General features: G+C 71.1%; 9 protein-coding genes. 3 read left to right on the plus strand and 6 right to left on the minus strand.

The genetic code is table 11. The features are described 5' to 3' along the window. Positions 1-5: 5 nt before the first annotated feature. Positions 6-1,250, plus strand: a complete 1,245-nt coding sequence (locus OG381_RS35055; protein WP_327720004.1) for an N-acetylglucosamine kinase — start codon at positions 6-8, stop codon at positions 1,248-1,250. 516 nt (positions 1,251-1,766) lie between these two features. After that, on the plus strand, positions 1,767-3,986 hold the full coding sequence (locus OG381_RS35060; RefSeq protein ID WP_327720005.1) for a glycoside hydrolase family 3 N-terminal domain-containing protein: 2,220 nt from the start codon (positions 1,767-1,769) through the stop codon (positions 3,984-3,986). Here the strand turns inward: OG381_RS35060 and OG381_RS35065 are convergent. The 6 genes from OG381_RS35065 to OG381_RS35090 form a co-directional block, all read right to left on the minus strand. Next, the gene (locus tag OG381_RS35065) at positions 3,976-4,857 is read right to left on the minus strand and encodes a carbohydrate ABC transporter permease (protein ID WP_307024645.1); all 882 of its coding nucleotides are present in this window, start codon (positions 4,855-4,857) and stop codon (positions 3,976-3,978) included. The two genes, OG381_RS35060 and OG381_RS35065, sit on opposite strands and share 11 nt — an antisense overlap. Further along, positions 4,854-5,861, minus strand: coding sequence for a carbohydrate ABC transporter permease (locus OG381_RS35070; RefSeq protein WP_327720006.1), 1,008 nt, complete (start codon positions 5,859-5,861; stop codon positions 4,854-4,856). The genes OG381_RS35065 and OG381_RS35070 overlap by 4 nt, the downstream gene beginning before the upstream one ends. Positions 5,862-5,863: 2 nt before the next feature. After that, positions 5,864-7,240: an extracellular solute-binding protein gene (locus OG381_RS35075; RefSeq protein WP_327720007.1), complete on the minus strand. Its 1,377-nt coding sequence runs from the start codon at positions 7,238-7,240 to the stop codon at positions 5,864-5,866. 164 nt (positions 7,241-7,404) lie between these two features. Then, positions 7,405-8,058, minus strand: coding sequence for a peptidyl-prolyl cis-trans isomerase (locus tag OG381_RS35080; RefSeq protein ID WP_327720008.1), 654 nt, complete (start codon positions 8,056-8,058; stop codon positions 7,405-7,407). Next, a complete protein-coding gene (locus OG381_RS35085) occupies positions 8,055-12,281 on the minus strand; it encodes an NEW3 domain-containing protein (RefSeq protein ID WP_327720009.1) in 4,227 nt (1,408 codons plus the stop codon). The genes OG381_RS35080 and OG381_RS35085 overlap by 4 nt, the downstream gene beginning before the upstream one ends. Positions 12,282-12,390: 109 nt before the next feature. Continuing rightward, entirely contained in the window at positions 12,391-13,272 is an 882-nt protein-coding gene (locus OG381_RS35090; RefSeq protein WP_327720010.1) for a MurR/RpiR family transcriptional regulator, read from the minus strand. A gap of 185 nt (positions 13,273-13,457) precedes the next feature. Between OG381_RS35090 and OG381_RS35095 the strand changes: the two genes are divergently transcribed. Further along, on the plus strand, positions 13,458-14,222 hold the full coding sequence (locus OG381_RS35095; protein ID WP_327720011.1) for an SIS domain-containing protein: 765 nt from the start codon (positions 13,458-13,460) through the stop codon (positions 14,220-14,222). The last annotated feature ends 158 nt before the right edge of the window (positions 14,223-14,380 follow it).

Here is a 14,380-nt window from a genome sequence, read left to right on the forward strand (position 1 = left end):
CAGTGATGGGCAATGATTTGAACCAGAACTTGGCAGACTCGGGCGACGCGCGGCACGACCTCGTCGTCGGACTCGACGCGGGCGGCACCCGCACCCGGGCGATGTGCGCGTCCGCCGCGGACGGTCGCTTGCTGGGCGAGGGCTCGGGAGGTCCGGGCAACGCCCTGACGGTCCCGGAGCCGCAGCTCACCGACCATCTGGCCGAGGCGATCGCCGCGGCGGTGCCGGAGCCGGCGCGGGGCCGGGTCGTCGCCGTGGCCGGCGGGTTCGCGGGCGCGACGGGGACGTCGGCGGACGACCCCGGGTACGTCCACGCCCGGTCCGCGCTCACCGGGGCCCTGCGACGGCTCGGCATCCCGCCCGGGCCGGTCGCCCTGTGCAGCGACATCGAGGCCGCCTTCGCCTCCGCACCCGGCACCCCGGCCGACGGCCTCGCCCTGGTCGCCGGCACGGGTGCCGTCGCGATGCGTATCGCCGGGCGCCGGGCCACGACGACGGTGGACGGCGACGGCTGGCTGCTGGGTGACGACGGCAGCGGGTTCTGGATCGGGCGGAGCGCGGTGCGGGCGGCGTTGCGGATGGCGGACGGACGGGGGCCGGGAACGGGCCTGGCGGTGCTGGTGGGGAGGGCTTTCGCAGTGCCGGACGGGGTGCTGCCGGGTGGTGGGGGCGTGGTGCCGGGTGGTGGCGTGGTGCTGAGTGGGGGTGGGGCGCCGGGGGGTGGGGGGTTGCCCGGCGGTGGCGCGGTGCCGGACGGTGGCGTGGCCCGGGACGGGCTCGGTGACCCCCCGGGGCAGGGTGGCCCCGGGGCGTCGCGTGGCAGGGGCGGCCCCTCGGCGGGCGGCGGAGTGGTCTCGTACGACGGTGGCGGCCCCGCCGTACCGGACTGGCCGCTCGCCCATCGCGAGGCCTACCGCGCGTACCTCCTCCCCGCCGTCATGACCGACCCCCCGATCCGGCTGGCCCGCCTGGCCCCGCTGGTCGTCGAGGCGGCCCGGGAGCAGGACGCGGTGGCGGTGGGCATCCTCGACGAGGCCGCCGACCAACTGGCGGAGACCGTACGGGCATTGGCACCCCGCCCGGGAGAACCGCTCGTCGCCACCGGCGGTCTGCTCGGCCCGGACGGCCCCCTCACCGAACCCCTGACCATCCGCCTGCACCCCCTCGGCCTGACCCTCGACTGGGTGGCCGACGGCTGCCGGGGCGCCGTGGCCCTGGCCCGGCTCGCACACGGGGGTGGTGGGCGATGAGGGCCCCTCGGCCAGCGATGTTCCGCCGGCCCTGCGGTTTGGGCGGGCGTTGGATCGGCCTCAGTCCCCTGGTGTCTTCGTCCGCTCCGTGGAAGGTGGAGGTGGACGATGATCCAGCTTCAGCTCTCCGTCCCCTCGCCCGCCCGATGCACAGCGGGGGTGGGCGTTGGTTCGGCTTCAGCGCGCTGGTGTCTTCGTCCGCTCCGTGGAAGGTGGAGGTGGACGTTGAACCGGCTTCAGCTCTCCGTCCCCTCGCCCGCCCGATGCACAGCGGGGGTGGGCGTTGGTTCGGCTTCAGCCCGCTGGTGTCTTCGTCCGCTCCGCGCAAAGTGGACGTGGGCGTTGAACCGGCCTCAGCGCCCTGGTGTCCTTGCCTGCCTCGCGCAAGGCGAGGGTGGACGATGAGCCAGCTTCAGCCCCCGGCCCCCTCGCCCGCCTTGCGCAAGGCGGAGGTGGACGATGAACCAGCCTCAGCCCCCGACCCCCTCGCCACCCCACGCACGGCGGAGGCAGTCGATGAGTGAGTCCCTCTACCGCGACCCCACCGCCCCTCTCGACGCCCGCGTTCATGACCTCCTCGCCCGGATGACCCTCCCCGAGAAGGTCGGTCAGCTCAATCAGCGCATGTACGGCTGGGATGCCTATCGCCGTACTGCCGACGGGAGTTACGAACTCACCGACGCCCTGTACGCCGAGACCGAGCGGTTCGGGGGGCTCGGTGCGCTCTACGGGCTCCAGCGTGCCGATGCCTGGTCCGGTGTGGACCATGGGAACGGGCCCGGCGCCGAGGATGCCGCGGCTCTTGCCGAGTTGGTGCAGCGGCATGTCGTCGAGCGGAGCCGGCTCGGTATCCCCGTGTTGTTCGTCGAGGAGGTGCCGCACGGGCTCATGGCCCTCGACGGCACGGTCCTGCCCGTCAACCTGGCCGTCGGCGGCACGTGGGACCCGGAGCTGTACGAGCGGGCCGCCGCGCACGCCGCAGCCGAACTGCGGGCCCGCGGTGGCCATGTGGCCCTCGTCTCGGCCCTCGACATCGCCCGCGACCCCCGCTGGGGCCGCACCGAGGAGTGCTTCGGCGAGGATCCCCACCTCGCGGGGAGGCTCACCGAGGCGCTTGTGCGGGGCATGCAGGGCGACGCGCACGAGTACTTCGCCGTCGACAAGGCCCCCGTCGTCCTCAAGCACTTCGCCGGACAGGGCGCCACCGTCGGCGGCCGCAACTCCGCGGAGTCCGAACTCGGCCTGCGGGAACTGCACGAGATCCATCTCCCCGCCGCCCGTGCCGGAGTCCGGGCCGGAGCGGCCGCGGTCATGGCCGCGTACAACGAGGTCGACGGCATGCCGTGCTCGGGGAATCGCGCTCTGCTGACCGAACTCCTCCGGTACAGCTGGGAGTTCGACGGACTGGTCATGGCGGACGGCCTCGCCGTCGACCGACTGGCCCGCATCACCGGGGACAAGGTCTCCGCGGGCGCCCTCGCCCTCAACTCGGGGGTCGATCTGAGCCTCTGGGACGAGGGCTTCACGCATCTGGAGGAGGCGGTCGAGCGGGGGCTGGTCGAGGAATCGGTGCTCGACGCCGCCGTCGCCCGCGTTCTGCGGCTCAAGTTCCGGCTGGGGCTGTTCGACGCACAGCGCGCCACGCCCCCTCCGCCGACCGGGGGCAGCGAGATCAGCAAGGAGCTCGCACGGGCAGCCGTCACACTCCTCGACAACAAGGGTGTGCTGCCGATTCCGGCCACCGTCTCTCGTATCGCCGTGATCGGGCCCCAATCCGCCACCACCGCCCACCAGTCGGGCGACTACACCGCTCCACAGCGCCCCGGCACCGGCAGCAGCGTCCTCGACGGGCTCCGCCGGCTCGCCCCGCCCGGCGTGGACATCCGCCACGCCCGCGGCTGTGCCCTCACCGGCGACGACCTCTCCGGCATCCCCGACGCCGTCGCCGCGGCCGCCGCCTCCGATGTGGCCGTGCTGGTGCTGGGCGGCAGCAGCGCACGTACCCCCGACACCGAGTTCGACGCCAACGGGGCCGCGCTGAAGGCGGTTTCGGAGATGACCTGCGGCGAGGGCGTCGACCTGGCCGGTCTGCGGCTGGGTCCCGCCCAGTACCGGCTTCTGGAGGCGGTGGTCGCAACGGGCACGCCCACGGCGGTCGTTCTGATCCAGGGCCGGCCGCATGTCGTCCCCGACACGGCCGGTGCGCTGCTCACGGCCTGGTATCCGGGCCCATGGGGCGGCGAGGTGATCGCCGAGGTGCTGCTCGGACTCGCGGAACCCACCGGCAGACTCCCCGTCTCCGTCCCGCGCTCGGCCGCCCAGCTCCCCGTCTACTACAACCACAAGGACACCGAGTACGGCGGCTACGTCGACGAGAGCGCGGAGCCGCGCCACTCCTTCGGGCACGGACTGTCGTACACGAGCTTCGCGTACGGCACACCCCGGATCACCGACGGAGCTGTGACGCTTGACGTCACCAACACGGGGAAGCGGTACGGGCGTTCGGTCGTGCAGGTCTATCTGCGGCGCCTGATCACGTCCACCTGGCCGCGCACCCTCGAACTGTGCGCGTTCCAGGGAGTCGGCCTGGAGCCGGGCGAGCGCCGTACGGTCGTTCTCCCGCTGTCGATGAGAGAAGCCCGGACCGACTCCGCCGAGATCCGTGTCGCGGAGTCGGCCCGGGCGGCTTTGCGTGCCGTGCCGATCGTGCTGGACATGCGGGGCGTCAGAGCTTGACGGCCCCGGACGAGACGCCCTTGTAGAACCACCGCTGGGTGATCACGAACAGCACCAGCACCGGGATCACCGAGATGACGGACCCGGCCATCACCATCCGCTGGTCGTAGCCGAACGACGAGCTCTGCAGCCGCGAAAGACCCAGCGTCAGCGTCATGTTGCTTTCCGAGCGCAGCACGATCAGTGGCCACAGGAAGTCGTCCCAGGCGCTGATGAAGGTGTTGATGACCACCACCAGGATCGCGCCCCACGCGGACGGCAGATACAGGTACCGGAAGCGCTGCCACTCGTTCGCGCCGTCGAGCATCGCCGAGTCCTCGATCTCGCGCGGAACGGCGAGGAACGCGGCGCGCATCAGCAGGACGTTGATGGCGCCGACGAAGCCGGGCAGCCAGACGCCGGCCAGGCTGTCGACCAGGCCGAGGTCGCGGATGCTCAGGAACAGCGACACCATGATCGACTCGAAGGGGAACATCATGGAGGCGATCAGCACCACCCAGACCGCCTTGCGGCCCTTCCAGCCCGGCTTGGAGAGCATGTAACCGGCCGTGGTGGAGAAGACCAGCTGGCTGGTGACCGACAGGGCGACCACGATCAGGCTGTTCTTGATGTACGAGGCCACCGGGACCTGGTCGAAGACCGTGCGGTAGGCGCGCAGGGTCGGGTCGTGCGGCAGGAGGGTGGCGTCGGCGCCGAAGACGTCCTCGCTCGTGCTCTTCAGGGAGGCCAGCAGCTGCCAGACCAGCGGGCCCACGGTGAGGCCGAGCACGAGGAACAACAGCAGGTAACGGACGACCAGTTCGCGCGGACGGCCGTAGTCCCGCCAGCGGGGCAGCAGGCGTCGGCGCGTGGCCGGAACAGCGGTCGTCACGACTCGTCCTCCTTCGTCAGCCGCTGCGCCAGCAGGGTCAGCCCCAGCGTCAGCAGGAACAGGGCCACGCTGACGGCGGAGCCGTAACCGGCGTTGCCGGTGATGGGGTCCAGGCCGACGTCCCGGATGTAGAACGGCAGGGTGCGGTCGGCGCCGCCGGGGCCGCCGGTGGAGCTGCCGAGCATGTAGATCTCGGTGAACACCCGGAGCGAGCCGATACCGGTGAGCGTGCCGACGAGCATCATGGCCTGCCGTACGCCGGGCACGGTGATGTGCCAGAAGCGGCGGACCGAGCCCGCGCCGTCCATGGCCGCCGCCTCGTGCAGTTCCTTCGGTACGTTCCCGAGCGCGGCCAGGTAGAAGACCATGTACCAGCCGAGGCCCTTCCACAGCGTCAGGCCCATCGCGGACAGCAGGATCAGCCACGGGTCGGACAGGAACGGGATCGCCGACCTGATCAAGTGGGCTTTCTCGAGCCAGGTGTTGACCAGACCGTCGTCGGCGAGCAGCCACTGCCAGCTCAGACCGACGACCACGCTGGAGGCCAGCACCGGTGTGTAGAAGGCCGAGCGGAAGAAGCCGATGCCGGGGAGGTTCTTCTCCACCAGGACCGCCAGCAGCAGCGGCAGCAGGACCATCAGCGGGACGACGATCACCGCGTACAGGATGCTGTTGCGCGTCGCCAGCCAGAAGTCGGAGTCGTCCAGCATCCGCGTGTAGTTGTCGAGCCCGACGAAGCTCGCGGCGCCGCCCAGCGGCTTGGCGTCGGTGAACGACAGCAGGAGCGTGTTGAGGAACGGGAACACGCCGAACACCACCGCGCAGCCGATCGCGGGGGCCGTCCACAACCAGGGCAGCCACCAACGGCGGTACATCGCGGCCCCGTTGGCACCGGCCGCCGGGCCCGGTAGCAGGGCCCGGAGTCGGGAGGGCTTCGCGCCCGGCGCGGCGGGGGTGCGCTCCGCGCCGGACACGGCCACCGGCTTCGTGATCTGAGCCGTCACGGTCAGCCCGCCTGCTTCAGCAGCTCGTCGGCCTTCTGCTGGGCGTCCTTCACCGCGTCCGCCGCGCTCTTCTTGCCCTGCATGGCCAGCTGCACCTGGGACACGATCGCGTTCTGCACGGCCGGGGAGAGGTTGGTCTGGTTGGTGCTGGCCGTCTTCAGCTGGTCGGCGACGAGCTTGCGGGCCTGGGAGAACGGGTCGCTGCCGGTGGCGTTCTGGAAGAACGGGTCACTCAGCGACTCCGTGGTGGTCGGGAAGATCACCACGGCCGGGTCCTTGCACCAGGCCGTCTGGTTCTCGGCGTTGGTGAGGAACTCCGCGAACGACAGCGCCGTGGACGCGTGCTTGCTGGTCGCGGCGACCGAGATGTACTGCGGGGCGCCGGCGGAGGCGCGGCCGAGCGCGTCGTAGGGCTGCTGGCCGACGGCCGTCTTGTCGTAGACCGACGGGCTGTTCTGCTTCACGAACCGCACGAAACTCGGGTTCGTCGAACCGTAGGCCACCTTGCCCTGGCTGTAGAGCGTGGACGGGTCGTTGCTGGAGGACAGCGAGTCCTTCGGCATCGCGCCCGCCTTGTAGAGCTTCGCCATCCACGCGACCCACTGGGTGGTGCGCGGGTCGTCGGCGAAGACGGCGGACTTGCCGTCGGCGGAGAGAATTTTGATGCCCATCTGGTCGAAGTCGGCGGGGATGCGCCAGATGGGGTTGGCCATCGTCGCGAAGTACTTGCCGTCGGAGGCCTTGGCTATCTTCTCGTAGTCGGCGAAGAGCCCGAAGATGCTCGTCGGCGGCTTCGCCGGGTCGATGCCCGCCTTCGCCAGCAGATCCTTGTTGTACGTCAGCAGGACACCGCCGGTGTACCAGGGCAGCGTGGTGTGGATCGCCTTGCCGTCGGCGTCGTTGAAGGTGCCGGACTTCCAGAACGACGGGACGAACGGCTTGGACGCGTCGGGGTCCTTGGTGCCGACGTCGAGCAGGTAGCCGGCCTTGGTGAGGGCCGTGGCCGTCGGCGCGTTGACGTTGATGACGTCCGCCAGCGTGCACGCCTGGGCGTCGGCGACCGTGCGGCTGGTGAAGGTGTTGTCGCCGGGGTCGTCGATCCACTTGACCTCGGCGCCGGGGTGGGCCTTCTCGAAGTCGGCGATCACTCCGTTGAAGAAGTCCCCGAAGTCTTTCTTCAGATTCGTCGTCTGGAAGGTGATCGTGCCCTTGACGTCCCCGGTCAGCTTGCCCGGCCCGACGTTGCCCTTGTCGACCTTGCACCCGCCGGCCGTGGCGTCCCCGTCGCCCGAACCGCCGCCCGACAGGCCGCAGCCGGCGGCGGTCAGCGACAGAACGGCGAGACAGGTCAAGGTGCGGGTCAGTCTCTGTGCACGCATGTGATGGGCCCTCCTGCGACCGGGCGAGTCAGGGATGTGGCTGGTTCAATCAACCAACTTCGACTCCGATTGATGAAAAGGTGGACCAGAATTCATCGGAGGTCAATGCCTTGCCGTGTTGCTTTTCGGTTCCGTGGTGGTTCCGTGAGAGGTCAACGACCCGATCAGTGCCGGTGCTCGTGGTCCGGGTGCGAGGGGTCGCCGGGGTGCTCGTAGCCCGGTGCGTACACGACGTCGGCCCGTGCCCGGTCCAGCCAGTCGAAGAAGGCGCGACGGCCTGCGGCGCGGCGCAGTTCGAGGATGATGCCCTCGCGGACCTGGGCGTACGGGAGGAGGTCCGACGTCTCGTGGAAGGGGTCCGCGCCGCGGGCCAGCTCCTCGGGGGTGAGGAAGCGGTCGCGGTTGCGGTCGTAGTAGTCGTACGCCGCCTCCTCGGGGATCTGTTGCTCGCGTTCCAGGTGTTCGAGGAGGGTGCGGGCGGCTGAGGAGTGGGCGAGGGCGACTGCCACGATGCTGCCGAGGTCAGCCACGTCGCGCTCCGCGGGGAGAGTGGCCGTGATGGGTCGTGTTTCGGCTGCGGCGCCGTCGTGGCTTGTCGCGCAGTTCCCCGCGCCCCTAGGGCTGCGCTCCGCGCAGGCCCTTTGGGCGAGTTCGTCGATCACTACGACTTGCGCGGCCCACCGGCGGCGTTGTCGCTCGGCCCTAGCCAACGCTTCTGGTCGGGTTTCGCGGTCTCGGGCCGGGACTGCTTCCAGGAGGGCGTTCACACGGTCCCTCGACACGGGTTCCCCGTCCACGAAGGCGGCATGCTCCGTCACGGCTTCACCTCCAGTTCCACGGCCTCCGTGTACGCCACGCAGCCGTGCCAGCCCACCTTTGCCATCAGCCAGTACGACCCCGGTGGCACCGCCGAGCCGTCCACCTCGATCACGCAGTCGGCCTCCGCCCCGCCGGGCACGGTGAAGCCCTGGACGCCCGGACCGACTCCGGGCCATGTGCCCCAGGAGGACACCGCCCAGAGGGTGCCGCTGACGGGGCCCCGGGTGGTGTTGCGCAGGGTCACGGGCACGCGGACGCGTTCGTCTCGTCGTACGACGACCCTGTCAACTCCTAGATGTGACACCAGCGTTGGCCCCGTGTGCCCGTCCGGCACGTCCAGCGCCACCACGTCCTCGAACGTCTGCCTGCCGTACGACAGCCGCGCGGCCAGCCAGTGTCGGCCGGGTTCGGGCTCGGGCGGCGGTGTCACCGTGACCTCGGTGAGGCTGAAGCCGCCGGGGCCGAGGGTGTACGGCAGTTCGGTGGGCTCGGTGGACCAGCCGGGAGGCGCCTCGAAGGTCACCGTGCCCGACACCGGGGCGTCGGCGAGCTCCGAGGAGATCCGGACGGTCGCCGTGACGGGGCCGGAGACGGTGAGCGTGGTGGGGGAGACGTATACGGCGACCGGCATGTTGCCGCGCGGGGCGGGGCCGGAGTTGTGGAGCCAGTAGCGGGTGTGGACGGGCTGGGCGGGCTCGGCGGCGGCGATACCGGGGCCCGGCGGTGTCTCCAGGGCACCTGCGGGCGTGGCGAGGACGGTGGTCACCTCGAAGCCGGCCAGGTCGACCTCCACCGTCCCGTCCGTGCCCGGCGTCAGCGGCTCCCCGGGCGTCTCCAGTACGTTCGCCCGGGCGCCCTCCGTCCACCCGCGAGGCCGCGACAGACGCGCGCGCACCGGACGGCCGTTGACCTCGTGCACACGGACGACGACACCGGTGCCCGGGTCCGGCTGTGCCGTGCCGCCCCGGGCGAGCGGGGAGCCGGCCGGCTTGAGGGCGTCCAGCAACACCTCGCCCGCGGGCTCCAGTTGGAGCAGCGAGCTGTTCCGGGGCAGGAGCGCGTCCTCGGGTCGGGTCCGCAGCCGGGCGGTGAGCGGGCGGTTGAACTCGTGCCCGCGCTTGGGCAGTTGACCCTCCCGCCAGTCGCCCTCGCCGGCGACGACGGCGTAGTCGAAGGTGTGCGACCAGCGCTGGAGCTGGAAGGCGGACCCGTCCGGGGCCGTGCGGCGCGGCGGGTCGACCCAGATGCCGGAGGGCCAGCCGGTGCAGGAGCGCATGAGGGACATGTGGAGGTCGCCGGACGAGGTGACCACACAGCCGGGCGTGCCCCGGTTCAGGACCGAGAAGCTGCGGCCGTCCCAGGCGTCGCCGGGCGGCAGGGCCTCGCCGCCGCCCGCCGCGGTGGCCGTGACGGTGAAGTCGTCCAGGTCGGCGACGAGGGCGTCGACCGCCTTGGCGTCGTCCTCACCGCCCGCCACGACGAGCAGCGGCAGCCGCTCCAGGTCCCGCAGATCGGCTCCCGGCACCCACTCCTCCCGCAGCGAGGCGCGCGGCGCGACCCACACGGCCGCCACGTCCCCCTCGGCCAGCTGCCGCCGCAGTTCGCGCCCGGCGGCCGGGTCCCAGCCGAGGGCCTCGGCGACCACGGAGTTGCGGTCCGGGCCGCCGACGGCGATCCGGATGTCGGGAAGGTTGGAGTCGACCTCCAGGTCGCCGTAACGGGGCCCGCCCGCGATGGTCGAGGTCGCCGTGACCCCGGCGCGGACGAGGGCGGCGGCGAGCCCGGCGCCCAGCTCCCCGGCCATGTCCCAGTCGGAGTAGATCAGTTCGGCGACCCCGATCGAGCGGTGCCCGAGGAGCGCGCCGGTGTCGTCGTGCACGGCGACCCGCGTGGTGGACCCCAGCCCGAACCAGGTGTTGGCCGGGTTGTCCAGCGTCCACGGGAACTGCTCGCTGTCCACCTCCACGAACCCGAAACCGCGCCCGATCACCGCGTCCGCCACCTCGTGCACCGGCAGCCCGCCGCGCACGTCGGACGGCCAGCGCACCCGGATGAGCCGGTCGGCACCGTCGTACCCGTCGACGGTCGTGGAGACGTCCACACGGTCGACGCCCTTCCACAGGGTCAGCCGCTGTGTGTAGGTGAAGAGGCCGAGGTCGGCGCGGACCGTGACGCGCTGTCCGGCGGGGGAGTGCTCGACCTCGATGTCCGCCCCGACATCCCTGCTGCGCGCGGCGGTTGTGCCGGTCGGCGTGAGGTGCCAGGGGCCCTCGCCGAAGCGCGGGTGCCTCGGGTACTCCTCCTGCACGACGAGTTCGTTGCCGATGTCACCGGCACGCAGCAGTTCCCGGGCCCCTTCCCGCAGGGCCCGCAGGCTGCTGACTCCGCCGCCGCGCGCGGGGTCGACGGTCAGCTCGTAGAACTCGTTGCGGATCGTGGCCCCTTCGGCCGGTGTCCACCTGGAGGCGGCACCTTCGGCGAGCGGGACGGCCTTGAGGCCCAGTCCGGGCACGTTCGGCACGACGACGCTCAGCCGGCCGTCCTCCTCACGCACCGCGGGCAGGGGAAGCCCGGTGCTCTCCTCGACCGGCAGGAGCCCCTCGTCCCGGACGCTCAGCACGTCCTTGCGTGTCCAGGTCGCGGAGTTGAAGACCACCAGGTCGGTGCCGTCGCCCGGCAGCGGGGCGACCCGGTCCGCGAGGGCCTGCGTCGCGTCGGCGTGGACGGTCTCGGCGAGGTCGTACAACTCCCGCCAGCCGGTGAGGAGATCGATGTAGACCTGGTCCGACTCCGAACCGGTGATGGCGTCGTGATGGGCGCCGTAGACGAGTTGGCGCCACGCCTTGTCGAGCGCCGCGTCCGGGTAGGGGTGCCCGGTGGTGAGGGAGGCGAGGGTCGCCCAGGCCTCCGCGTCGGCGAGGAGACTCTCGCCGTACCGCTGGGCCTGCTTGGTGTCGATGTAGGAGACGTCCTTGCCGGTGTAGACCGGGTTCATGTCCCGGGTCTGCGGGGAGGCCTTGCGGCCCTCCGCCGCCAACTCGGCCCGTACGGCGGCGAAGAAGTCCCGGGGTATCGCGCTGATGAACCGCGGCCAGACGTAACGGGTGTTCCAGTCACGGTGGATGCCCATCACCCAGCGGCAGGGCGGCGCGTAGTCCCCGCCGACGGGGAGCAGGACGTTGCGCGTGAGCGCGACCTTCTTCAGGCCCTTGAACAGCTTGAGCGCGGCCTGTTCGGCCGCCGGCAGGGTGGGCGCGTTGTCGATCGCCCAGCCCGCGCCGTAGTGGTTGACCATGTACGCGGTGAGGATGCCGCGCCCCGAGGGGGCGATCCAGTCGAACTCGGCCGGGAACTGCATCCGTCGGGGATCCCTGGGCTCCTCGCCGAACACGGAGAGCGTCGGCCCCCACTGGTGGAACGGCCCGCGCGCCCAGGAGCTGGAGGTGACCCCGGCGTCCGCCATCAGCCCGGGGAACTGCGGATCGTGCCCGAACGCGTCCAGCTGCCAGGCGGTCTCGGGCGACGCACCCATGATCCCGCGCTGGTATCCGTCGCCGTACAGCGCGTTCCGTACGGTGGCCTCGGCGCCGGTGAGGTTGGTGTTCGGCTCGTTGTACGTACCGCCCATGATCTCGACGCGGCCGGAGCGGATCAGCTGGCGCAGGAAGGCGCGCTCCTCGGGGAAGGCGTCCCAGTACGGCTTGAGATAGTCGACCTCCGCGAGCACGAAGGTGTACGCCGGGTCGCGCCGCGCGAGGTCGCAGTGGGCGCGCACCAGGCTCATCCCGGACTGGCCGCGCGAGTCGAAGGTGCGGGCCGGCAGGCCCGAGGTGGCCGGGTCGTCGGCGACGTCCCAGGTCTCGGTGTAGGCGGCCTGGGTGTTCCACCAGACGGGGTCGTAGTGGAAGTGGCTGACCATGAACATGGTCCAGCCGGGCTCGGCGGCCGTGAACGGGGCGGTGTGCCGGTCGCCGAACTCACCGTCGACGGCGACGACCGTGATCTCGTCGCCCTCGCCGGTCACGGGTATCTCGGCGCGTGCGGTGCCGTCGTCGGCGGTGGTGACCAGCGTCTCCCCGACACTGCGGAGACCGCCCGGGCCCTCGGCCGTGAGGCGGACCGTGCGGCCGGGGACGTGGCTGATCTCGGCGACCACCACCTGGTACGGCTGCTCGACGGTTCCGACGAAAAGCTCGGTCGACTCGACAGAGGTGACGCGCATGGGTCTCCTACGAGGATGCTCGGCGGAGCACCATCCTGGCACCGCAGGGATGGTTCAAACAACCATCTACGCGTGTTCTCGGTGAATCATCTATGCAATATCACTGCCGTCAGCGGGTGCGCCGACCCTTCGCCGAGTGCTGCGGCACGATGTGGTCGGTCAGCGCCAGGGACGCGCTCGCACGCTGGTAGGAGAGCTGCGCGACCCGGACGTAGAGGCAGTCGAGCAGCACCAGGACGGAGTGCCGGCCGCCGATGCCGGTGAGGAAGTTGGTCTCCGAGGCGGAGGAGACGAGCCGGATGTCGGCGGCCTTGGCCAGCGGTGAACGCGGGTCGGAGGTGAGCGCCACGGTGGTCGCGCCGCGCTCCTTGGCCAGCTCGAACGGCTCGATGGTCTCCCGGGTGGCCCCCGAGTGCGAGATGCCCACGGCGACGTCCGCCGGGGTGAGCAGGGCCGCGGACGTGACCGCGCCGTGCACCTCGGTCCAGCCCCGCACCGAGCAGCCGATCCGGAACAGCCGGGTCTCCGTCTCCACCGCCACCGCCCCGCTGCCACCGGTGCCGTAGAGGTCGATACGGCGGGCCCGCGCCATGGCCTGGGCCGCGCGCTCGATCGCGTCGAGGTCGATCCGCTCGATGGTCTGCTGGACGGCCCGCAGGTCGGCGTTGCCCACGACCTGCACGACCCGCTCCAGGCTGTCGTCCGGGGAGATGTCCGGGCCGATCTCGGCGGTGCCCCAGTCGGAGACCTCGCCCCGGCCGTGCTCCTTGGCCAGCTCGATCAGCAGATGCTGGTAGGAGTCCAGGCCGATGGCCCGGCAGAAGCGGGTCACCGTGGCCTGCGAGGTGCCGGTGCGGCGGCCCAGCTCGGCGGCCGAGCAGTGGGTGACGGCGGCCGGATCCTCCAGGATCAGCTCGCCGACCTTGCGCAGGGAGCCCGCCAGCCGGGGCAGCTCGGTGCGGATCAGTGTCGTGACGTCCGTCGGAGGCATGAGAAGAAGGTATCAGCCACCGTTCAGGCCACTCGGTGAATACCAGGACCGGATTCACGGTCGGACACGGGTGAGATCGGGAGCGATGGGGAGGCGATTGAATGCAGCAGCCATCTCATGGTTTATTGATTCACCGATGGAGATGTATAGGGTGGTTCAATCCATCAGTGGGGAGTGAGTGCCACGTGTCCGTCGAGTCCGTCAGCGCCCAGGGCTTCGCGCAGCAGAGCCTGGCCGTCCTTCAGCAGATCACCGAGTCCGCCCGCGCCGACGTGGCCCGCGCCGCGGAACTGATCGCCGACTGCGTACGCGCCGACGGCGTCATCCAGGCCTTCGGCACCGGCCACTCCCAGGCCATGGTCCTGGAAGTCGCGGGCCGAGCGGGCGGGTTGGTGCCCACGAACCGGCTGAGCATCGCCGACCTCGTCCTGTACGGCGGTGACGCCCCCTCCGTCCTCGACGATCCGCTCCTGGAGCGGCAGCCGGGCGTGGCCGAGCGGCTCTACGACCTCGCGGCCCCCCGCCCCCAGGATCTCTTCGTGATCATCTCCAACTCCGGCGTGAACAACGTCATCGTCGAGATGGCCCTCCACGCCAAGCGGCAGGGTCACAAGCTGCTCGCCATCACCTCCCTCGCCCACACCCACGCCGTCCCGGCCGGCCACTCCAGCGGCAAGAAGCTTGTCGACCTCGCCGACGTGGTCCTCGACAACGCGGCTCCGCGCGGGGACGCGCTGCTGGAGTTGCCGGGTGGGGGTGCGGTGTGTGCGTTGTCGACGCTGACGGGGGTGATGCTGGTGCAGATGGCGGTGGCGGAGGCGTCGGCTGTGCTGCTTGCCGCGGGGGAGCGGCCGCCGGTGTATGTCTCGGCCAATGTGCCGGGGGGCTTCGAGGGGAATCTGGAGCTGGAGAAGCGGTATGCGGGGCGGATCCGGCGTACGGCGAGTTAGCGAGGGTCGCGGGGAAGCTGCGGGCCGGTGGGGGCTGGTCGCGCAGTTCCCCGCGCCCCTGGGTGGGGAAGCCGGCCGTTACTTCATCGGTACTGCTGTCAGGGGTATTGCCAGCGGAAATGTTGCCGTGTTGACCGGGATCGGCTGTTTTCGTGGCT

It is taken from the genome of Streptomyces sp. NBC_00490 (assembly GCF_036013645.1).
Classification (GTDB): domain Bacteria; phylum Actinomycetota; class Actinomycetes; order Streptomycetales; family Streptomycetaceae; genus Streptomyces; species Streptomyces canus_F.

Coding starts and splice junctions, on each gene's coding strand:
- OG381_RS35055 (WP_327720004.1), top strand. CDS start 6: ATGGGCAATGATTTGAACCAGAACTTGGCAGACTCGGGCGACGCGCGG.
- OG381_RS35060 (WP_327720005.1), top strand. CDS start 1,767: ATGAGTGAGTCCCTCTACCGCGACCCCACCGCCCCTCTCGACGCCCGC.
- OG381_RS35075 (WP_327720007.1), bottom strand. CDS start 7,240: ATGCGTGCACAGAGACTGACCCGCACCTTGACCTGTCTCGCCGTTCTG.
- OG381_RS35085 (WP_327720009.1), bottom strand. CDS start 12,281: ATGCGCGTCACCTCTGTCGAGTCGACCGAGCTTTTCGTCGGAACCGTC.
- OG381_RS35090 (WP_327720010.1), bottom strand. CDS start 13,272: ATGCCTCCGACGGACGTCACGACACTGATCCGCACCGAGCTGCCCCGG.